This window comes from Nocardia sp. NPDC004711 (genome assembly GCF_053601595.1).
Genome location: NZ_JBSGCB010000002.1, coordinates 67,071 through 85,713 on the forward strand (window position 1 = coordinate 67,071; position 18,643 = coordinate 85,713).

Here is an 18,643-nt window from a genome sequence, read left to right on the forward strand (position 1 = left end):
CCGCCATGACGCTTCCGCATTGGGTGACCCCGCCGGATGAAACCGACGACAGCGAGATCGACAAGAAGCTCGCGGCGAGACTGGGTGTCACCGTCGACCAGTTGCACGAGATCGACCGGCAGATGGCCGAGGATGTACGTGCCCGCGACGCTGTTCCGCCTGCGGACCGAATCGTCGACAGCAGTCCAAAGTTCAATGAGGGTTTCGGGCCCGACAACGCCGCGGACATCGCACAGTCCGGCGAGATCCGAGCCTCCGCCACGCTCCCGCCTCTTGTGTCGGCGGACGACGCGATGGCGCCGAACTACGACGCCTGGACGCGTCTTCCGGTATTCTACTTTCCGATCACGGTAGGCGACACCCTGATCGGCTACCTGTGGGGGTCACAGGACGGGAAGTCCGCGGGGTTCTTCCGGAACCTCGCATCCGCGGTCGATCGTGTGAAATTCGCTGTGTACTGGAACAATCGGCTCGAAGAGACCTACGGTATGGGGCTCACCCCGGCGGAGGCGATCGAGTATTGGCGTGGAAGGCCTGGGGACCCCCAACTCGGTGCGATCGCTGGTGACGTGGAGCGAGGTGAGTCGCGGACTATCCAGGAGTTGGCGCTGCGCTTGAATCCCGATAAACCGTTGGGCGATGGTCCATGGGTCCAGGACGGCACCTTTCCAAGTGGCAGTCCGGAGGATCGCTCGGAGGGATTCAGCGCGATCGCGCCTTCTCCGACAACCACATACCCCGAGGAAACCGCTTCGGCTGTCATTTATCTGCCCGTCAGTCTGAAAGGCACGATCGTCGGGTACGTGTGGGCGTCGACGAGTGACGATGCCGCCGGGTACATCCCGCGCACCGCGGTCGGCCACACGGGCTTCGTTGCGGGGGGACTGTGGCGCTCACGTCTCATCAATGCACATATGGCTGGTCTGTCGGCGCTCGATGCGGTTCGGCGTTGCCGGTCGCTACCAGACAATGCCCCTGGGACATTCGGTGTGATCGATCCGATTCCGGAGCAGGAGGCGCCCACGCTCGCCGATCTCCGCCGGCTCGCCGATCAAGATTGACCGCTGCGAGAGCTGCGGCCGCGACATGGGCGCCGTGAAACGGATCGATCGGACCTACGACTACCACCAAATCTCCACCGGTGATGATCTGCGACTCGAGTACCGGGGCGAGCCCTTCACCGGCGAAGTGGTGACGACACTCGGTGACCAACTTGTGGCCCAGGCCTTTTACGTGGATGGGATCAGCCATGGACTCCAGCGCGCGTGGTGGTCAGACGGTCAGCTGAAGTCCCAGGGGGAGATGGACTTCGGTACACCCCAAGGCGTGCACAGGGAATGGCATCGGAACGGTCGACTCGCCAAGGAAAGGCAGTTCGATGAAATGGGTCGACTGCGAGCCGTGCAGATCTGGGATGAGAGCGGAAGCGCGGTCGAGAGGGCACGACCGTGGGACAAGATGTAGTCGTAGGCCCATGCCGATCTTCGCTCGAATCTCCAACCAGGATCAGGGAGCTCTGGCCGTGGCGAACTGCCGTATCGGCCACGGCCACGACTCCCTGATCTTGAAGTGTTGATCGCTCCCGACAGTCAGGTGACGAGGTCGTGGCAGCCCTGGGATTCTCGGTCGATGCGGGCGCGTATTTCCGCGACTGAGGTACCTGCGGGGCGGTGGTCGGAGCGAATCGCCGGGGCGATCCATCCGAGGATGAGACCGATTCCAGTACCCAGGATGAGGAAGACTACTTCACTGGTCATGGTCTTCCCCTTCATGATTCGGGTCCATGAGGAGAACAGACCGGGGTTGAGCGCTCAGCTGGTCGAGTGCGTGGCCTCCGACTCGGAGCAAAGTCTGTAGGGCCATCGCGCTGACGAAAAGTTCCAACCCACCGGGCTCGCCGAATACGAGAGTGACTGTCTCGTCCTCGGTGTGTACGACGGGACGAATGGGACATTGGTCGTCGATGCAGGCCCAGGTGCCGACCTTCAACTGCTCGAACATGGCCGTCCTTTCGACGGTTTGGGCTGTCATGCAAGCAATCTGGGATATGGATTGACGCTAGTGTGGCGTACGCCACACATTGAGAATAGGCTGATATATCAGCGGATTCAATGGGCTGGAGCCGATGATGTTGGTCGGCAGGGAGATTCGTCGCAGGCTGCAAGGAGGACCAGGTGAACGAGCGTTCCGACCCGTCCGCGCTGCGGTTTCTGATCGGGCACGAGCTACGGGTCGCTCGGGAGCAGGCACGGGTGAAGCAGAGTGAGGCATCGAAGGCGATCGGATGCAGTCAGCCGAAGATCGTTGCGATGGAGGCCGGGAAGTACCTGCAGCAGCCCGATGATGTGACCGCTCTACTGAGGTTGTACCGAGCCGATGTGGCGCAGATCGACCGGCTCGCATCGCTGGCCGGGCGCGCGGACCAGAAGACTTGGTGGGCACCGTTTTCCGAGGTGCTGCCCAACTGGTTCAAGACGTTTGTCGGCCTCGAGGGTCTCGCGCGGAGCCAGTTCATCTATCAGACGGTGACCTTCACCGGTCAACTACAAACCGAGAGCTATGCGACTGCGCTGCACGCGGGCAGTCCGCTGGTGGCGTCGGTTGACGTTCCGCAGATCGTCCGGGCCCGCATGGCGAGGCAGCGGGTCGCGGACACCGCCGACCCGATGGGTTTGAGTACCGTCATCGAGGAGGCAGTTATGGTCCGGGAGGTTGGCGGTCCGCGCGTGATGCGCGAACAACTGGACCACCTGCTGACCCTGATCGAGCACGACCACATCGATATTCGGATTCTTCCGACCAGGACCTACGCCCATGGCGGGAATGTCGGCGAGTTCACCTTGCTGTACTTCGACGAAGCGCAGACAGTCGGCTACATCGAATACCCGACTGGCGCTCTCTACCTGCAGGATTACGATGGGGTGGCAGTGTACGAGATGTTGGCCGACCAGCTCCGCGCGGCGGCACTGTCGAAAAGTGAATCCGCCGAACTGATTCGGAGCCGGGCGGCCGAGTGGAAATAAGGGAGTCGGCGCATGGCCCCGGTCGCAGGTCGCCTATGGCGTAAGTCCAGCTACAGCGGAAGCAACGGGGGCCAATGTGTCGAGGTATGCGTCACTGCGCAGACGGTTCTGATCCGCGACAGCAAATACACCGGTCCGAGTGAGTCCCGGCCGATCGTCTCGGTACCGGGTGCTCTCTGGCCCGAGGTACTCGACGTAGTGCTCGCGGGGAGCTCAGCTGCGGTCGGGGCGGAGCTCGATATCAAGGTGGACGCCGACGGTGCCGCGAGTCTGACGGACAGCCGCGGTAGGCGGTTGACATTCACCGCAGGCGAATGGGATGCGTTCACGAAAGGCGTTGCGGACGGCCAGTTCCGATAGCGGTTCGGCCGCTATTTCACCGGCATCGTCGTGGTCCACTGGCCCTTGCTGTCGGCGATCGTCGCCTTTGTGAACATGCCCTGACTCGGGTCCGAGAGTACGACCCAGGCGTGGAGGGTTTCGTAGGTGCCCGCGGCACAGGACGGGTCGCACTTGTTCACGTGGTAGGTGCCTTCGCCTACCGCCACATCGGATCCCCAGATCTGCCAGGTGACGTCGGTGAGGTACTGGTGGGCCGAGGAGCAGCCGGGTTCCAGTCTGGTCGGCTTGGCGGACGGGGTACGGCTGGTGCAGTCGAGCACCTGCGAGTCGGCCTGCTTCGCAGGGGCGGCGGTTGCCTGCGGGGCAGCCATTCCCGACGCCACGGTCAGTACGACGGCGCTGGCTCCCATCAGCAGTGCCGTTGTCTGTGCCATCATTCGATTCGCCATCGCCCGTTCCTTTCCGTCGACCCCGATCCGGTGCTTCGGCCGGGTACGTTGTCGACGGTAGAAACCGGGACTAGGCGACTTCTAACGAACTTCCAACGGAGACCTGGGAGACTACAGCCCGCGTCCGCGCTTGATCAGCGCATACAGCAGGTTGAAGTTGGTCAGCGAGCTGATCGGAACGGCGATCGAGGGATGCTTGGCCGCGGTTTTGATGCGGAGCCGACCCTCGGCGACGTCAACGTCGGTGATCTCGGCCCACTGCACCAGGGTGCTGTATCCGGTCACTCCAGCCGGGCTGAGGGTGATCGAACCGAACTCCACCGCTTGGCCTGATCCCAAAGTCGCCAGGACGGTAGGCATCTGGTGGACGGCTACACCTTCCTGGATCCGCGGCCCCCACTCCTGAGGGTTGACGATCCCCTCGCGTAGACGCAGAGGCCGGCCGTCGAGGTCCTGCATCTCATAGGCGTAGGTGACCCGGGTAGTGATCCCGTTCCGGCGATGGTCGACCAGGTCTTGGATCACGCTCGTCGAGTCGTACCGAACCACCCGCAGTTGTTCCCGGGACACGAAAATCAGCCCATGCTCGAAGAGCTCCAGCCATTTGCCGGAATTCCGCTGCCCGTAGAAGAGCCCGTGCACAATCGAAAACAGCGCCGCCAGCCCCACGATCAGCGCGAAGTACATCGCTGCTTCCAACAACTCGACTCGCACGGCGAACCCCAGCACCGTCACCGCGACCAGCCCGACGAATATCATCCCGAGTCGTCCGATGCCGCGCCAGTCCATCGTGACCGCGCCGTAGGTCTGAACGTGCCTCCCCAGACCCGCCCGCACAGCCGCTTCCGAAATGCGCTGTGTGTCATCGGTTTGCAGGCCTGGCTGCGTCATGATTCCCCCTGTCGTCAAACGTTCTTCCAACGATGGTGCACGAGCGTGTCACCCGCGGTATTGACCACCGCTATTGAGCTGCGCCGCAGCCTGGTTGACGGCTGTGGCGAGCTCGGTCATCAGTCGTATGACTTCCAGGTAAGCGGCAGAATCACGGGGGATGGTGCCGCGGATCCAGCAGATCAGTACTCCATCGTTGACGCGAATGCGCGCCGTAGGGGCAATCTGGACGATCGCGTACGCCGCCTTCTTGACGGGGAGCGTCAGTAGCTGCCGGGCATGATCAGGGTTATTGGGGGTCAGACCGAGGTACCAGCGATCGAATTCCGCGTCACCGCTGGAGAATCGGCGGTGTTCGACCGATTTCTTATTGAACTCGAGAAGCCACTCACCCTGGGTCGACAGGAGGTCCAGCCGGTCCACCGTGGGATCGACGCCTTCGAGCAAGGCCGCGGTGTGTCGCCAGGTCTTGATCGTATTGAGGTACATGGTCTCGTGCTCGACCAAGAATGTGGTGAACGGGAACCCGAGGGCCTGACCGTGGATGGGCTCCTGGTATTTCGCCTTCGAAGGGTAGGGGCACAGCCCGACCTTCGCGTGTTGCTCGCGCCAGACCTCAGTGGGCCAGCTGGGCACACCACCCATCGCGGCCGCCATCGCCGCATGCGCCTCACGGTTCTTCGCAGTGCCACTGATCGCCAGCGCACCCCACGCCACGACGATGACCACCCCGATGACAATGGCAATAACCATGAACTCCCCCTGTAATCAAGCGTCCATCAACCGCCCGCAGCCTAGTCACCGCCCGGATACGCCGCTATTCGACAGCTATGTCCGCTGGCCAGCGGCCCTGCGACTGCCCGGCTAGGATCGTCTGAAACGTGTCGGGGTGGGAGGGTTCCAAGGGTGAGTGCCGAATTCGACGAGCTTCCAAGGCTCGCACGCGTCTATGACCACCGCGACGAAAACGGTCGCCCGGTCGCAGTCAGGGCGTCGCTGCCCTCACACCTGCGTGACCGGCTCCTCGCCTACCTCGACTCCGCCCCGATCGTCCTGGCCGCGCAGTTTCGAGGCCGACGAATTCATCCCCTCCGTCCGTGACGTGCCCCTGACTTTCCGCACCGACGGCGTCTGGATTTGGTCCGGCGCGGTATCCCACTACCTACGCAAGCACGCCTTTCCGCCAGACCCAGAGCTGGTGAGCCACATCATCGCTCGTGACTTCCAGTTCCGCGAGGTCAGTCCGGAGGAGAAAAATCTCGCTGTACGCGTGATCACCACCGGATGACCACAATCTCCCGCCGGTGGTACGGTCGGGCCGTATCGTCACCGGGGGCTGGGTAACGCAACGCGGTGTAGTCGAAGCCGTATCAGTGTTGGGTCGCAACGCTGTTGGACGGGGAGGGAGAACGTTTCGTGGCCGATGGCGACGCCTTCACCAATCTCAGAAACGACGGCCAGAAGGGTGTGTACTTCGACTCCGGAGCCGCCCAGACGATGGCGCAGCAGGCCGCCGACATGTTGACGGTCGTGAACGCGGCTCTGGCTCTGGTCCAGCCGGAGACGAACCTGCAACCGTTCAATCAGCGAGACTCCGGGCGGATGCTCGCGGACAAGCTCAATGCAGCTACGCAGCGTCTGGGCGGCACGGTCGCGAAGGACCATGTGGAAGTTCTCACCAGTATGGGTGAGGCCTTCGTCGGGGCGAATAAGGCGTACGCGGACGCTGATCAGACGTCAGCTGTGAACTTCGACCAGAATGTGCGCGACAGATTCACCGGTATGCACGCGAGTGGGCAGCCCGGATTGGCGACGTCTCCGCTGGCCGCGCTGACACAGCACGTCGACTCCGTCAGCCTGCCGGGATGGGGGCAATCCAATAGGGGCAACGTCTACGAGTGGTCCGGAACGTCGAAGGACGACTACTCCAACAAGCTCCAGAGCACAGACCAGGCGGGCCAGCTCAGCTCCGCTGCCAAGGCTGCGGGGATTGCGTTGGACGGTAAGCAGATTACTCCCGAACCGGGCAGCCAATACGGCTGGGACGATTTCCATAATCACTGGCAATATATTCACGATTCCACGATCCTCAGCGTGCTCGCGCAGCATGCGCAGGACTGGAAGACCGCGAGCGCTTACATCAAGAGTCAGGCGTCTACTTTTTCCGCGGCCAAGGACCAGTATCTGACGGGCTACCAGGGTGACAACTCGATCGGGGACAAGATCTGGGCCTCCGACGCTGCCAAGCAGGCGCGGGACGGGATCGGGCACTACCTCGACAATGTGAAGACTCTGACCGATTCGATGGATTTGATGAGCGTCAATCTCGCCTTTGCCGAGGGATGGCTGAAGAAGCTGCAGAATTTCTTGCCGTACAAGAGTATTTCGCAGACCACCGAACTTGTCGCGGCGGGAGAATCGGCCGTCGAGATGCCCATTTCGCAGAGTTCCGTCGATGAAGCGATGAACGAGATGCGGCAGGCATGGGATGAGTGGTACGGCAATGGCGTCAGGGACTCGAGCGGTGCGGTGCCCATCATCCCCGACCCGAAGGCTGCGGTCTCGATAACGCCGCCGGGCCCGGCACCCACCGATCAGCCGGATCCGAATGCGAAGCAGCCGGCGGGTACTCCCACCACGCAGACCCCGACCACCCAGACACCCAATATCGACAACCCGGACGGTCAACAGCCGACCAACACTGATCCGAAGGACACCGATCCCAAGAAGACCGACACGCCGACAACAACGACTGACACGACGCTCCAGACGCTGATCACGCAGGCCAGCACGGTGCTTCAGGCTGGCATCACCGCCGCCGAGCAGGGCGTCGAGAAGCTCGCCTCGGCGGTCGAAACGGCGCTGACGCAAACACAGACCACGACGAAGACCACCGATCCGACGGATCAGCTCACTCAGCAGTTGCAGAACCTGGGCTTGATTCCGAACACCGATACACCCGGCGGAACCCCGACCGGAGGCAGCCCCACGGGTGGCACGCCCACTAGCCCCGGGTCGCCCCAGACACCGAAGACTCAGATCGCTCCTCGTTCCGCCAACCAGACAACGACGACCGAGACGGACGCGGAGGAAACCACGACTTCGCGTGCAGGACTGGCGTCTACGTCCTCGGCCTCCTCCAGCGGCTCAACCGGCGGTATGGGTGGTTCGCCGATGTCGGCGGGTTCGCAGGGGCAGGGCAAGGAACACAAGCGTCCGCAGTTCCTCACGAACCTCGACAATCTCGAAGAAGTTCTCGGTGAGGCTCCGGCCGCGGTCACCCCGGTGGCGGAGAAATGACGCCGAGCTGGCGATTCACCGAGGCCGAGTTCTACGCCCTCTGGATGGATCGGACGGGGCAAGTGCCGCCGAAGCCATTCTTGTTCACCTCGGCCACGCAGACCGCGGACGAATTCGACGCCGAGCAGTCGGAGGCTCGGGAAAGCCTGAGCCACAAGGTCGGCGGTAATTTCGAGCTCGTTTTCGACGCCATGGCAAACCCCGATCTGTTCCTGACCGCTTACGGATGGGATGAACGGGACCGCTTCGGTATCGGCTCGATGATTCGGGCCCGCGCTACGCGTAAGGGACCAAAGGGCTATGTGATCAAACAGTCGCCCGGCACGAGCTACTTCCAACGTGGCGGCTACACGGTGACCGAATGTGATCCCATCCAGCTCGCCGACGAAATCGTTCGTGCCATGCCTTCCGTCGAGCGGGGCCGCCTCGGCGACATCGGATTGGCCTCACGCGAGCAAGATCTGGACCACGATTTCGGCCGTTCGTCCGTCGCCGCCGCACCGGACACCGCGGTCTCCCGCACGCGGGAATTTATGGCGCAGTCCATCACGACGGCCGGTGAGGTCCGGATCGTGCAGGGCCGATCGGTGTTCGGTCCGCGTGGAATCACCAGCCACATCGTGCGTTTCCGCGATATCGAAGATGACGGTCGTTACGTCATGGTCGAGAACCCCCAGCGCGCACTCGCGGTCGATCAGACCAGATTCATCTCGGTAGTCAACAACTATGTCGCCGCCGTGGTGCAGACCATCAAGGACGAGCGCGGGTGAACGCATCCGCGCATCGAAATGCTGTTGGCTTGTCGAAGCGGCCTGTGATACTCATACGCATAGCTAACTGGGAGGGAGTTCGGCATGACTGAGTCGGGGGCGACCAGTTCTGGTGCTGGCGAGGGGGATTGGGCCTCGCTAGTTGTTGCCAGCACGTCCGGGTCTATTCGGGTGCGGGCGACCAATCAGGGGTTGCCATTGGCCGTGAAGGTCGAATCCGCTGAGCTGCACCGGGATCCGGGTCAGCTCGCTGGGGAGGTCTTGCGGCTGTGCCAGAAGGCTGCGAATCGGGCTGGCCTCGCGCTGCGGAAGCAGTTGGAGGAGGCCGGGCTTGGGGCTGCCGGGCTCGCGCGGACCGGGCTGCCCACCGAGGCCGACGTTGCTCGACAAGAGATTGTCGAGGAGCAGGACTACGATACTGAGCCGCAGAGTTGGCTCAGGACGGTGTGAGAGGGGGCGCGCGTGGTTTCGTCTATGGATGAGCTGCAGGAGCAGGTTCGGCGGCAGCTGTACAGGTTTCAGGACCTGGCGGATCAGATGGCTGCGGTTCGGGGGCGGGAGACTTCCGAGGACGGGGCTGTGACGGCCGAGGTCGACGGGAACGGGGCGCTCAAGGATCTGCGGTTCACCAGCGCTGTTTCGCGGATGACGCCGGCCGAGTTCGAGCAGGCTGTGGTGTCGACTGCGGCGCAGGCGGCGCGGAAGGCGTTCGAGCGGCGGGCCGAGGTCGTCAACCGGTTCAACGAGGAGATGGCCGGCTAGGCCGGTTTGTTTACAGAACTTTGAGCCAGAGTTTGCATCTTGCGGTCTGGCACAAGAATTTTCGCACTTGTAGTCTGAGCACGATCATAGGTAGTGGGAGGGACACTCATGGCCGATCATGTGGCGGCGGAATTCGCGCCCATCTTGGCGTACGGCACTCAGAAGGCGGGCATCGCTGCGCAGGTCGCGGGGGCAGCCGGTGCCGATGTGGCTACCGCGCTCGCGCAGGCGGTGCCGGTGTTCGGGCTGATCGGGCAGGAGTTCCTGGCGGCGTTCGCTGTCGCGCAAGGTAATTACCTGTTGTCCTCAGCGGAAATCGCGGCGGTCCACGCGGACACCGCGACCACGGCGTACGCGGCTGTCGGGGCCTACGGGACCAACGAAGTCACCTCGGCGGCGAGCTTCCTATCGACGGTGCTGTGACCAACCCGTCGAATCCGACCGTGCTGGACGAGCTCCGCAGCAGTCCGATCGGTCAGTACCTCGATACTCCGGTCTCGGATGTATTGAGCAATCTGGGATTGCATCAGCTGCCCCAACTTTCGTCGATCAGCCTGCCGGATCTGTCGGGGATACAGATGCCCACGCTGCCGACGATCGACCTGACGAGCCTGATCCAGCCGGTCGTCAGTTTGCTGCAGTCGTTCGGGACGGGGAGCCTGGGCAACAGCAGTTTCAATCCGGCGACCATTCTGACCTCGCTGATCAGTGCGCTGACTTCCGCTGTGTCGCAGAGCAAGTCGGCGACCAGCACGGTCATGAACACCTGGACCGGCGATGCCGCCAATGCCGCGGAGGACAAGAGTAAGACGGTCGAGGCCAACAGCGTCGAGGTGGCCGCGCAGGGGGCTCAGCAGCACGGGATCCTGCTGAGCGCCGAGGCCATCGTCGCTGAGGGCTATGCCGAAATCAGCGCTGTCATCGCAAAATTCGTCGCGGAGGTGACCGCGGGCATCGCGATGCTGGCGACTCCCGCCGGCATCCCGTGGTTGATCGCGACCGCGACCGACGCGATCACGGAAGGCACGGCCATCGCGGCCAAGACCAGCGCCGAGCTGGCGGGCAGCACCGCCGAGATCACCGCGGCCGGAACGAAGATCATGATCGCGGGCGCGCCGATCGCATCCAATATCGCGGATCTGGTGAACATGGTGGGCACCGCGCTGCAGCCCATGGCCAGCGTCGCGCCGACGGTCGCGGAAAAGCTGGTCGAGAAGGGTGCTTCGGTCGTCTCCACCGGCGCCAGCGATATCAGCTCGGCTCTGAGCAACAGCAATACCAATACGAACACAAACACCAATACCAATACGAACACCAAGACCAACACGCCCACGGACACCACCACCAAGACCGACGACGCTGCGAAGACCGACAGCCCGGACACCAGCAAGACCGACGGTGGCGGCGGCAGTCCGCTCAGCACCCTGTTCGGCGGCGTGCCCACCACCACGACACCGACGAACACGCCGAGCACCAGCCGGATTCCGACGGGTGAGGTCACCTCCGGCACCGGAGTTCCCAAGACCGCCACCGAGGCGACCGGTCGTACCACCGCCACCACCTCGCCGGGGATGGCCTCGGGCGCTGGTGCCGCGGGTCGGGCCGGCGCGGCCGATGAAGAGTCCACCTCGGACCGCTCGGGCCTGGTCACGGGTGCGCACGGCGACGAGGTGGTCGGTGTCATCGAAGGTGTGGTTCTGCCGGTGGTCGGCGCCATCGAAGCCATCGAGGAGCCGCCGGACAAGGCGCTCACACTCTGAGATCACTGTGATGTAGGGACCGAATTGCCAGGGGTAACAGGAGGATTGGCATGAGCACCAACGCATTCGACGGTCTGCGCTTCGACGCCTCGACCGCGCGCGACGCCGCGGCCCAGCTGGACGCGCTCGCCGACCGGATCGCCAACGGACTGGGCGTCGAGCAGGTCAAGCTCGACTTCGCGCCCGCCGGAGCGGACGAGGTGTCACAGCGCGCCGCGCAGACGCTCAACGCGGTGGCCGCGTCCTTCGTGGCCTCCGGTGGCGACGGCGTCACCGAACTGCGCAATCTCGCTTCGACGCTGCGTAGTCAGTTCGACACCTTCGGGCAGGTCGAGGAGCAGTCCGTCCTCGGCTTCGCCGGCTGAGCGGAGAGACCTTCCCCGATGCTGGAACCGACGAAACCCGGCTTCACCGAGACGGTTTGGGAATCCCGGCCGCCCGAACAGCTGGCGCGCGACCTGGTGACGGGTGCCGGTGCGGTACCCGCCGCCGAGGCCGGTCTCGCGTGGACGCGATTGAGCGCGGGTTTCGCGGCTGCCGCCGTCGAATACGAGCGGATTCTCGTAATCCTCGACAGCGCTTGGGAATCCAAGAACTCCGGTCCGTTCATCGAACGCATCAAGGCGTTGCGGGACTGGCTCGGTGCGTCCGCTTCGGCCGCTGCCGGTAACGCGACGCAGGCGGAATCACACGCCGCCGCATACGAGCTCGCGAAACTGACCATGCCGGACGTCGACGAGGTCGAGAAGCTCAAAGACCTCCAGCAGCTGATGCAGCAGCTCGGTCTGGCCGCCGGCCTGCCGCTGCTGGGCGGACTGGCGGCGACCGAGACCGACGCCGAGAAGGCGAAAGCCGAGGCTGCCCGGGTGATGCGGACGTACGAGGCCGCCACCGAATCGCTCGCCAAACCCTGGGAACACCAGGCGCCGCCACAGGTGACCGCAGGGCTGACGCCTACAGAGCAACCGGCCGAACCTGTGGAGACCCCGGAAACGCCGTCGATCGCGCCGACCTCGCTGCCGACGCTGTCCCTCGACTCGCTCAACCTGCCGCCGATGCCGCTGACCCAGGTGCGCGCGACAACGGTCGAGGCGAAGGAAACGACGACGCAACGTGTGGTGACACAGCCGGTTACGGTTCAGCAGGCCGGCACGTCGATGGCGCCCACCGCCATGAGCAGCGCGGGGCAGGACAACGACGAAGAGCACATCCCGCGCGCCGGACTCGTGGGTGCGCCCACCGGCGACGCCGAACTGGGCCTCACCTCCGGTATGCAGGTCGCGCCCGCCGTGCTCGGCGGAATCGACCCGGCCGCGCAGCGCGCTCCGGTCGACATCGCGTTCAACGCGAGTAGTACTGGATCTGAAAGTGCTTCCGGCGCAACAGAGTACGGTCAAGAGGCTGCCTCATGACGACCCTCACCAACGACGGCGTGATCGCACTCGCTGGACACCTAGGTGTGCAGACCCTACCCCTGGTGCTGTCGATCGGCCCGCAGCAGGATTCGTACCAGGAATGGGAACAGGCGCAGGAGCTAGCCCGCGCCGACCTACGCGCCCGCCGCATAATCGACGCCCACGGTGATGTCGACACCGACACCGCCACAGCCCTTTTCGTACTGGCTCAGCCCGACCGTGAACTGGCCATGCGTGTCCACACCGCCGACGGCCCCATCCGAGTCTGCGTCACCCGCCGCGCCGAAGACCATGCCGTCGCCATCCGCCGCGGCGACACGCTCGACATCCACCCCCTGTGGTCCGACGGCTCCGGCGCCTCCCTCGCCCGCCCCCTCCTCGACGCACTCGGCCCCTGCCCGCCCGCCGACCTGGCCGCCTTCAGCGCCGAATCGGCAGACCTGGCCGAACGCCTCGACACCGCAACAACTTCCGCGGACTACGCGAGCACCGTCTACAGCCTGGGCGTCCCCGACACCGACGCCACCACCTACGGCCTCGCCCTGTCCGCCACCCATGCCTACGCCGAAATCGTGGCCTACGCCTACGCCGATGGCCTCACAGACCGATCGCCCGGAGCCGTCGCTGTCTACGACACCGCACGGGGCCGCATCGTGGCCGCACCGGGGGTCGCCCCGGACCAGCAACTCTGGTCCACGCTGACACCGGGCAGTGATCACCGTATCGCGCAGTCGATCTCGACTTTGATCGACTCGCTGCCTGGGGGGAGGTGGCTGTCGTGAGTCACCTGTGACCCACACACAGCTAGTCACCCCGAACCGGTGATGCGCAACGCATCGCCTATCCATTCCCAAGAAAAGGCAAGGTACAGACGATGGTTGCAAATGATGCGGAAATGGCCAAGGCGGCCCAGAGCCACATGGCGGACGTAGTCGCCTCGATCAAGGACATCCTCCGCAAGATCACCGACCGGGTGGACTCGTCCAAGGGCAGCTTCGCGGGTGACGCGGCCGACGCGTTCAACGCCGCCGCGGTGGCTTGGGATGACGAGTCCCAGAAGCTGAACGCGGCCATGGATGAATTCCAGGACAAGGTCGGCCAGGGCACGGACGTGTTCTCGCACACGGACATCGCCAACAAGGACGAGTTCGCGAAGGCCCTCACGAACCTCGGCTAGCCGACGCTGGCCATTTCAACTTTCGGATACTTGGAAAGGAACCCACCATGCTTTACGACAAGGCTGGAATGACCACCCTCGTGGCGGATCTTCGGCAGTTTCACAAGGACCTGGTCGCTGTTGCCGGTGACGGCACGTCGGCCATCGATACCTCCAGCGACCTCGGCCAGGCCTGCGAGCGACTGAAGCAGGCGTGGTCGAACCCGGCCAGCGGCGCGGAGAACGGCGCGCTGGAGGCGGTTGTTGCCGCGAAGTCCCACTGGGACAACGCCTACGCCGACAAGTGCCTGTCGACGCTGGATGCCGTTGCCACTGCGGTCGAGAATGCGCTGAACAACGCCCTCGCGGCGGACAGCAAGGTCGGCCAGTCCTTCGCCTAGCGAGGACGTCGGTGCCGCTCACGACAGCGCACGCCTCCGATCAGGAGGGGTGCGCTGTCGTCGGCTGACACCCAGTAATCTACGTGCCCGTAGTTCCCGGTTCGACGAAGGATTTGGTCAGTGCCAGCCCAATTGAGCACCCGTGCCCAGGTCAATGGGTACCGCTTCCTGCTGCGCCGACTCGATCACGCATTGGTGCGCCGCGATGTGCGGATGCTGCACGACCCGATGCGCTCGCAGTTCCGATCGTTCATGGTCGGAGCGGTTCTCGCGTTGCTGGTGGTTGCGGGCGCGGCGATCATGGCGTTCATTCGTCCCCAGGGCTCCATCGGGGATGCGAACATCGTGATGGGCAAGGACAGCGGCGCACTCTATGTCGTAATGCGGGACAAAGACGACAAGAACAAGATCACCCTGTATCCGACCTTGAATCTCGCTTCGGCACGGTTGATTTCGGGAACCGGTGAAACCCCGAAGTCGGTCAAGGACAGCAAGCTCAACACGGCACCGCGTGGCCCGATCCTCGGAATTCCGGGTGTGCCCGCAGCTTTGCCGGGCACGGAACAGGGCGAAAGGTCCCAGTGGACGTTGTGTGACAGGGTGCCACTATCAGCCTCAGGTGGGGCAGCCTCCTCCTCCGGTGCGGAGACCACGGTTATCTCCGGAAGCCTCGAGCTCAGTGATCGGATCAAGGTCGCCGATTCGAGCACGGCTGTCTGGGCGAGCAAGGGTGGCAAGGACTATCTGGTCTACGACGGTAAGGTCGCGGAATTCGATCGGAACAAGGATTCGATCGCGCAAGCACTAGGCTTGAGCGGCAAGCGGCCTCGGCCCGCGACGACCGATCTGATCGGTGCGGCCGTCAAGGTTCCTCCGCTGGTCCCGCCCACCATTCCTCGCACCGGCGAGAACGGTGTGGGCAAACTGAGCACTGTGCCGGTCGGCGGCATCATCAAGGTCGCGGCTCTGGATGGTTCTGACCGATCCGACCTCTATGTTGTGCTCGCGGACGGTGTTCAGCGCATCTCCACGTTCACCGCGCAGGTCATCGGCTCCGACAACTCACAGGGCATGAACGGCTTCAAGTCCGTGACACCCGATGTAATCAGCGGAATCCCGGTCGTGCATTCGCTGCCGGTCGACGACTTCCCCAGCTCCACGCCGAAGATCGTTACCGCGGAGGACAACCCGGTAGCCTGCGTCACCTGGGCGAAGAAGAGCGGCCTCGGCAAGGAACAGGCGGATGCTACCGAAGGACCTTCGGACCGAGCGACCGTCCAATTGCTCCTCGGCACCCGTCTTCCGCTCCCCGATTCGCAGAAGCCGGTCGAGCTGGCCACCAAGGACGGAGCTAACGGCGATCGTGTCGATGCCGTCTACGTGCCGCCGACCACCGGTGAGTTCGTTCGTACCACGGGTATCGAACCGGGCAGCCAGCGGCGCGAAAATCTGTTCTACGTGGCTGACAATGGAATCCGCTACGGCATCCCGGATCTGGCGACCGCGCAGATCCTCGGACTCGGCAGCACGCCGCATTTGGCCCCGTGGGAGATCATCGGCCAGCTGGTCCCCGGTCCCACCCTGGCCAAGCAGGATGCGCTGAAGAGTTGGGACACGCTGCCGACCCAGTAGTCACGGTTCGGCAGCAGCGGGCGACACCGAATTACCTGACGTTCTTGCGCAAGATCGGCAGCAGCTTGTCGAGGAGGACCTGTTCGGAGTTGTCCGACCATTGACGAATCGCGGCAACTGCGGACGGGTCGTCGAGGACGATGACGGAAGCCTTGCTACCCGTGACGGCCGAGGGCAGGTTCACCAACCCGCCGCCGCCGGCATCGGTATCGCTGCGGACGGCGACGAGATAGCCGGAATTGATGGGCTGCATCGCGTCGAACTGCGTACTCGACCCCGATGTGATCGGCCGGGGGTTCGGCTCATCGCCGCTGCGAAGAAAGTTGGGGTTGTAATTGAAGCCCAAATCCTCGAGGAACTTCGATTGAGGTCCGGGCTTCAACTGGACATCCATGGTCGCTGAGTGGCCGCTGACGCCTGAAATATCCAGCACAACAATGGTTTTCCCGTTGAATGATGGATTCTGCGCGCGAGCATCGGCTATCGGGCTTCCGGGCGCTGATGCAGTGGAATCGTGCTGCGTAGCCCAGACGCCCACCCCCGCCGCCACTGCGATGACGGTGGCGGCGGCGACTCCGCCTATGAGCCAGGGCCGTTTACGGGCCGTGGATCTCGGGGCGACCTCGGATACTGACGACGGAGGTTCACTGGGCACGGTGGACCGACTGTGAGGCACAGTCGTCATGGACAGGCCGGAAACTCCGTACTCGAGAGCGGATTTCAGGGCAGTCGTGAATTCGTGGCAGGTATCGAATCGTTCGGTGGGGTCCTTTGCCATCGCGACCGCGATCACTTCGTCCACAGCTGCGGGAAGAGTGGGATCGACCGCGCTGATCCGCGGCGGCGCCTCGTTGAGGTGACCCATCATGACCACGGCCGGTTGCGTTCCCGGGTAGGGATTCTGGCCTGTCAACAGTCGGAAGAACGAACAGGCCAGGCTGTAGATGTCGGCACGATGATCGAGTCGGTGCCCGCTGAGCTGCTCGGGTGAGGCATAGGCGATCGTGGCCACGAAGGCACCGGCCTGGGTGAGTTCGTTGGTATCCTCGGTGGACTTGGCGACGCCGAAGTCGGTGAGCAGCACCCTTTCTTCACCGTTGTCGCCCATCGACAACAGGAAATTGGCGGGCTTCACGTCCCGGTGCAGTAGGCCTCGGCGATGTGCGTGATCGAGGCCACGCCCCACTTCGGTAACAATATGCAACGCGCGCCAAGGCGTGATCGACTGCGGATTCCTTTCGGCAGCGGCCGCCGCATCGATGCCGTCGACATACTGCATCGCGATCCAAAGCTGACCGTTGTCCTCGCCGCGGTTGTAGATCGAGACGATATTGGGGTGATCCAGGGCCGCGGCGAGATTTGCTTCGCGTTCGAACCGTGCCCGGTACTCCGGATCCGCGCTGAACTGCGGACTGAGGACCTTCAGCGCGTCCCAGCGCGGCAGTTCCGGATGCTTGGCCAGATATACCGTGCCCATGCCTCCCGCGCCGAGGACGCGCTCGATGCGGTAGCCGCGGATGATGGTGCCCGGTCCGATGTTCATCCCAATTCCTCACATGTACTGAGCGTTTGCCAGCAGGGCGTACTGTGCTGCAGCCCGCTGCTGCACGTCGACCAATTGGGGTCCGGCCACGCGGGCGACGTAGCGGTCGTAGTGCAGGGTGCAGACGTAGGCGGTGCTGGTTCCCGCGACGCTGGAGGCCCACCATGAAGCGCCGGATTCGTCTCCGGGTTTCGCGGTGCAGGAGACGTCGGGCACCTTGGCGGGTGCTTCGGCGTTTGCACCTGCCGCACCGTTGATTCCGGACCACAGCTTGGCAGCGGACTCGGCATCACGAGCGCGGAATAGCAAGCCACCGCTACTCGCGGTCGATATGCGGTCGACGCCGTTGTCGTCGAGCAGTTGTTTCCAGGCCACCTGGTCGTCGGCGTAGTGGAGATAGCCTCGCGGGGTATGGGTCGCTTCGTCGATAGGGTGGGGGTTGAGCCATCCCTTGGGATGCAGCGTCCGGCGTTGCATGGCGTCAGGGTCGTAGTCGAGTCGGAATATCTCATGTGGCGACAGTGCGGGTGCCTTTTCGAGCAGTGACAGCTGCGCCGCGAAGATCTGCTCGGCCAGTCCACGAAGCGCATCGAGATCAGGCTTGGGCTGTGCCACATAGACATTCACGACGTACTGCCCGTACGCCATCGTGGCAGCCATCGAAGGGACACCGGGTCGCCAATGGGCCTTCGCGTTGGGCTGTTTGGCGAGCGTGACACGAACGTTCTGATCTGCCGCGACCGCGAAGTCGGCGGCTTCCATTTGATCGGCTGCGGCCTGTGCACGGTGCTGGTCCGGGAACTGCAGCACAGTGACATTGAAGGCGGTTGCTTCCGGATCACCCGCGGCACCGTTGAATGGATTGAAATTGCCCGAATGATCGCGCAGGCGTGATGCGGACAGCTCGCGGGTGCTCGCGGCTGCCGAAAAGCCGAAAATGAAGCCGTTGCTTTCCAATACGGGCTGCACCGCACCGGCCAGCACCGAATTCAGTGTCGCATTGGTCGAGTCCAATGACAGCGCCAGAACGTTGTGGCTGAACTTCGCGTCGACGTCGGCGCCGATCACGACATTGTCAGCCAGCCGTGCCAGGGCGATCTTCTTCCCGCTGGCACCACTGTGCTGATAAGACATGCGGACATCGAGTGGGTCGGTCGGATAGTTGCCGACAGCCAGTTGTCGTACATCGACCTCGCCTG

23 protein-coding genes are annotated in these 18,643 nt (G+C 63.7%); 17 read left to right on the forward strand and 6 right to left on the reverse strand.

Translation table 11 applies throughout. The features are described from left to right. Nucleotides 1-5 precede the first annotated feature (5 nt). A complete protein-coding gene (locus ACWEKS_RS01875; protein WP_452338350.1) occupies nucleotides 6-1,061 on the forward strand; it encodes a hypothetical protein in 1,056 nt (351 codons plus the stop codon). A gap of 34 nt (nucleotides 1,062-1,095) precedes the next feature. Continuing rightward, nucleotides 1,096-1,464, forward strand: coding sequence for a toxin-antitoxin system YwqK family antitoxin (locus tag ACWEKS_RS01880; protein ID WP_452338351.1), 369 nt, complete (start codon nucleotides 1,096-1,098; stop codon nucleotides 1,462-1,464). 125 nt (nucleotides 1,465-1,589) lie between these two features. Here ACWEKS_RS01880 and ACWEKS_RS01885 read toward each other — a convergent pair whose 3' ends face one another. Then, complete coding sequence (locus ACWEKS_RS01885; RefSeq protein WP_379394572.1) at nucleotides 1,590-1,757, reverse strand: hypothetical protein; 168 nt, start codon at nucleotides 1,755-1,757, stop codon at nucleotides 1,590-1,592. Nucleotides 1,758-2,174: 417 nt separating this feature from the next. On the opposite strand from ACWEKS_RS01885, the gene ACWEKS_RS01890 reads away from it, so the two are divergent. Both ACWEKS_RS01890 and ACWEKS_RS01895 read left to right on the forward strand, forming a co-directional pair. Further along, entirely contained in the window at nucleotides 2,175-3,023 is an 849-nt protein-coding gene (locus tag ACWEKS_RS01890; RefSeq protein WP_452338352.1) for a helix-turn-helix domain-containing protein, read from the forward strand. 12 nt (nucleotides 3,024-3,035) lie between these two features. Then, on the forward strand, nucleotides 3,036-3,383 hold the full coding sequence (locus ACWEKS_RS01895) for a DUF397 domain-containing protein (protein WP_379394576.1): 348 nt from the start codon (nucleotides 3,036-3,038) through the stop codon (nucleotides 3,381-3,383). 11 nt (nucleotides 3,384-3,394) lie between these two features. Here the strand turns inward: ACWEKS_RS01895 and ACWEKS_RS01900 are convergent, their stop codons facing one another. From ACWEKS_RS01900 to ACWEKS_RS01910, 3 genes are all read right to left on the reverse strand, one after another. Next, on the reverse strand, nucleotides 3,395-3,814 hold the full coding sequence (locus tag ACWEKS_RS01900; protein WP_452338353.1) for a hypothetical protein: 420 nt from the start codon (nucleotides 3,812-3,814) through the stop codon (nucleotides 3,395-3,397). A 111-nt stretch (nucleotides 3,815-3,925) separates the two neighbouring features. Beyond that, nucleotides 3,926-4,705: a DUF6585 family protein gene (locus ACWEKS_RS01905; RefSeq protein ID WP_452338354.1), complete on the reverse strand. Its 780-nt coding sequence runs from the start codon at nucleotides 4,703-4,705 to the stop codon at nucleotides 3,926-3,928. Between the two features lie 48 nt (nucleotides 4,706-4,753). After that, nucleotides 4,754-5,458, reverse strand: coding sequence for a hypothetical protein (locus ACWEKS_RS01910; protein WP_379394582.1), 705 nt, complete (start codon nucleotides 5,456-5,458; stop codon nucleotides 4,754-4,756). A 196-nt stretch (nucleotides 5,459-5,654) separates the two neighbouring features. On the opposite strand from ACWEKS_RS01910, the gene ACWEKS_RS01915 reads away from it, so the two are divergent. From ACWEKS_RS01915 to eccB, 13 genes are all read left to right on the forward strand, one after another. Next, the gene (locus ACWEKS_RS01915) at nucleotides 5,655-5,993 is read left to right on the forward strand and encodes a hypothetical protein (protein WP_452338355.1); all 339 of its coding nucleotides are present in this window, start codon (nucleotides 5,655-5,657) and stop codon (nucleotides 5,991-5,993) included. Nucleotides 5,994-6,121: 128 nt separating this feature from the next. After that, nucleotides 6,122-8,005 (forward strand): hypothetical protein, encoded by a 1,884-nt coding sequence (locus ACWEKS_RS01920; protein ID WP_452338356.1) that lies wholly within the window; start codon nucleotides 6,122-6,124, stop codon nucleotides 8,003-8,005. Further along, nucleotides 8,002-8,775: an ESX secretion-associated protein EspG gene (locus ACWEKS_RS01925; protein ID WP_452338357.1), complete on the forward strand. Its 774-nt coding sequence runs from the start codon at nucleotides 8,002-8,004 to the stop codon at nucleotides 8,773-8,775. The genes ACWEKS_RS01920 and ACWEKS_RS01925 overlap by 4 nt, the downstream gene beginning before the upstream one ends. Before the next feature lie 204 nt (nucleotides 8,776-8,979). Beyond that, nucleotides 8,980-9,225 carry a hypothetical protein gene (locus ACWEKS_RS01930; protein ID WP_452338358.1) on the forward strand — a complete coding sequence of 82 codons (246 nt, stop codon included), beginning with the start codon at nucleotides 8,980-8,982 and terminating at the stop codon, nucleotides 9,223-9,225. A gap of 24 nt (nucleotides 9,226-9,249) precedes the next feature. Then, nucleotides 9,250-9,537 (forward strand): YbaB/EbfC family nucleoid-associated protein, encoded by a 288-nt coding sequence (locus tag ACWEKS_RS01935; protein ID WP_452338359.1) that lies wholly within the window; start codon nucleotides 9,250-9,252, stop codon nucleotides 9,535-9,537. Between the two features lie 108 nt (nucleotides 9,538-9,645). Beyond that, nucleotides 9,646-9,960 carry a hypothetical protein gene (locus ACWEKS_RS01940; RefSeq protein WP_364605502.1) on the forward strand — a complete coding sequence of 105 codons (315 nt, stop codon included), beginning with the start codon at nucleotides 9,646-9,648 and terminating at the stop codon, nucleotides 9,958-9,960. Beyond that, entirely contained in the window at nucleotides 9,957-11,297 is a 1,341-nt protein-coding gene (locus ACWEKS_RS01945; RefSeq protein ID WP_452338360.1) for a hypothetical protein, read from the forward strand. The genes ACWEKS_RS01940 and ACWEKS_RS01945 overlap by 4 nt, the downstream gene beginning before the upstream one ends. A gap of 50 nt (nucleotides 11,298-11,347) precedes the next feature. After that, the gene (locus ACWEKS_RS01950; RefSeq protein WP_379381670.1) at nucleotides 11,348-11,662 is read left to right on the forward strand and encodes a PE family protein; all 315 of its coding nucleotides are present in this window, start codon (nucleotides 11,348-11,350) and stop codon (nucleotides 11,660-11,662) included. Between the two features lie 18 nt (nucleotides 11,663-11,680). Next, nucleotides 11,681-12,709, forward strand: a complete 1,029-nt coding sequence (locus tag ACWEKS_RS01955; protein WP_452338361.1) for a PPE domain-containing protein — start codon at nucleotides 11,681-11,683, stop codon at nucleotides 12,707-12,709. Continuing rightward, nucleotides 12,706-13,494: an ESX secretion-associated protein EspG gene (locus ACWEKS_RS01960; protein WP_452338362.1), complete on the forward strand. Its 789-nt coding sequence runs from the start codon at nucleotides 12,706-12,708 to the stop codon at nucleotides 13,492-13,494. The genes ACWEKS_RS01955 and ACWEKS_RS01960 overlap by 4 nt, the downstream gene beginning before the upstream one ends. 92 nt (nucleotides 13,495-13,586) lie before the next feature. Continuing rightward, nucleotides 13,587-13,889, forward strand: coding sequence for a WXG100 family type VII secretion target (locus tag ACWEKS_RS01965; RefSeq protein WP_452338363.1), 303 nt, complete (start codon nucleotides 13,587-13,589; stop codon nucleotides 13,887-13,889). A 47-nt stretch (nucleotides 13,890-13,936) separates the two neighbouring features. After that, nucleotides 13,937-14,269 carry a hypothetical protein gene (locus tag ACWEKS_RS01970; protein WP_379381678.1) on the forward strand — a complete coding sequence of 111 codons (333 nt, stop codon included), beginning with the start codon at nucleotides 13,937-13,939 and terminating at the stop codon, nucleotides 14,267-14,269. 120 nt (nucleotides 14,270-14,389) lie between these two features. Then, nucleotides 14,390-15,901: a type VII secretion protein EccB gene (gene eccB / locus ACWEKS_RS01975; protein ID WP_452338364.1), complete on the forward strand. Its 1,512-nt coding sequence runs from the start codon at nucleotides 14,390-14,392 to the stop codon at nucleotides 15,899-15,901. 31 nt (nucleotides 15,902-15,932) lie between these two features. On the opposite strand, the gene ACWEKS_RS01980 is transcribed toward eccB, so the two are convergent. Together ACWEKS_RS01980 and ACWEKS_RS01985 are read right to left on the reverse strand one after the other, a co-directional pair. Next, complete coding sequence (locus tag ACWEKS_RS01980) at nucleotides 15,933-17,444, reverse strand: serine/threonine-protein kinase (RefSeq protein ID WP_452338365.1); 1,512 nt, start codon at nucleotides 17,442-17,444, stop codon at nucleotides 15,933-15,935. A gap of 9 nt (nucleotides 17,445-17,453) precedes the next feature. Next, on the reverse strand, nucleotides 17,454-18,578 hold the full coding sequence (locus ACWEKS_RS01985; protein ID WP_452338366.1) for a DUF7373 family lipoprotein: 1,125 nt from the start codon (nucleotides 18,576-18,578) through the stop codon (nucleotides 17,454-17,456). Nucleotides 18,579-18,643 lie beyond the last annotated feature (65 nt).

Coding starts and splice junctions, on each gene's coding strand:
- ACWEKS_RS01955 (WP_452338361.1), top strand. CDS start 11,681: ATGCTGGAACCGACGAAACCCGGCTTCACCGAGACGGTTTGGGAATCC.
- ACWEKS_RS01950 (WP_379381670.1), top strand. CDS start 11,348: ATGAGCACCAACGCATTCGACGGTCTGCGCTTCGACGCCTCGACCGCG.
- ACWEKS_RS01960 (WP_452338362.1), top strand. CDS start 12,706: ATGACGACCCTCACCAACGACGGCGTGATCGCACTCGCTGGACACCTA.
- ACWEKS_RS01940 (WP_364605502.1), top strand. CDS start 9,646: ATGGCCGATCATGTGGCGGCGGAATTCGCGCCCATCTTGGCGTACGGC.
- ACWEKS_RS01925 (WP_452338357.1), top strand. CDS start 8,002: ATGACGCCGAGCTGGCGATTCACCGAGGCCGAGTTCTACGCCCTCTGG.
- ACWEKS_RS01970 (WP_379381678.1), top strand. CDS start 13,937: ATGCTTTACGACAAGGCTGGAATGACCACCCTCGTGGCGGATCTTCGG.
- ACWEKS_RS01980 (WP_452338365.1), bottom strand. CDS start 17,444: ATGAACATCGGACCGGGCACCATCATCCGCGGCTACCGCATCGAGCGC.
- ACWEKS_RS01965 (WP_452338363.1), top strand. CDS start 13,587: ATGGTTGCAAATGATGCGGAAATGGCCAAGGCGGCCCAGAGCCACATG.
- ACWEKS_RS01905 (WP_452338354.1), bottom strand. CDS start 4,705: ATGACGCAGCCAGGCCTGCAAACCGATGACACACAGCGCATTTCGGAA.
- ACWEKS_RS01985 (WP_452338366.1), bottom strand. CDS start 18,578: ATGTCTTATCAGCACAGTGGTGCCAGCGGGAAGAAGATCGCCCTGGCA.
- ACWEKS_RS01895 (WP_379394576.1), top strand. CDS start 3,036: ATGGCCCCGGTCGCAGGTCGCCTATGGCGTAAGTCCAGCTACAGCGGA.
- ACWEKS_RS01875 (WP_452338350.1), top strand. CDS start 6: ATGACGCTTCCGCATTGGGTGACCCCGCCGGATGAAACCGACGACAGC.
- ACWEKS_RS01935 (WP_452338359.1), top strand. CDS start 9,250: ATGGATGAGCTGCAGGAGCAGGTTCGGCGGCAGCTGTACAGGTTTCAG.
- ACWEKS_RS01900 (WP_452338353.1), bottom strand. CDS start 3,814: ATGGCGAATCGAATGATGGCACAGACAACGGCACTGCTGATGGGAGCC.
- ACWEKS_RS01915 (WP_452338355.1), top strand. CDS start 5,655: ATGACCACCGCGACGAAAACGGTCGCCCGGTCGCAGTCAGGGCGTCGC.
- ACWEKS_RS01885 (WP_379394572.1), bottom strand. CDS start 1,757: ATGACCAGTGAAGTAGTCTTCCTCATCCTGGGTACTGGAATCGGTCTC.
- ACWEKS_RS01910 (WP_379394582.1), bottom strand. CDS start 5,458: ATGGTTATTGCCATTGTCATCGGGGTGGTCATCGTCGTGGCGTGGGGT.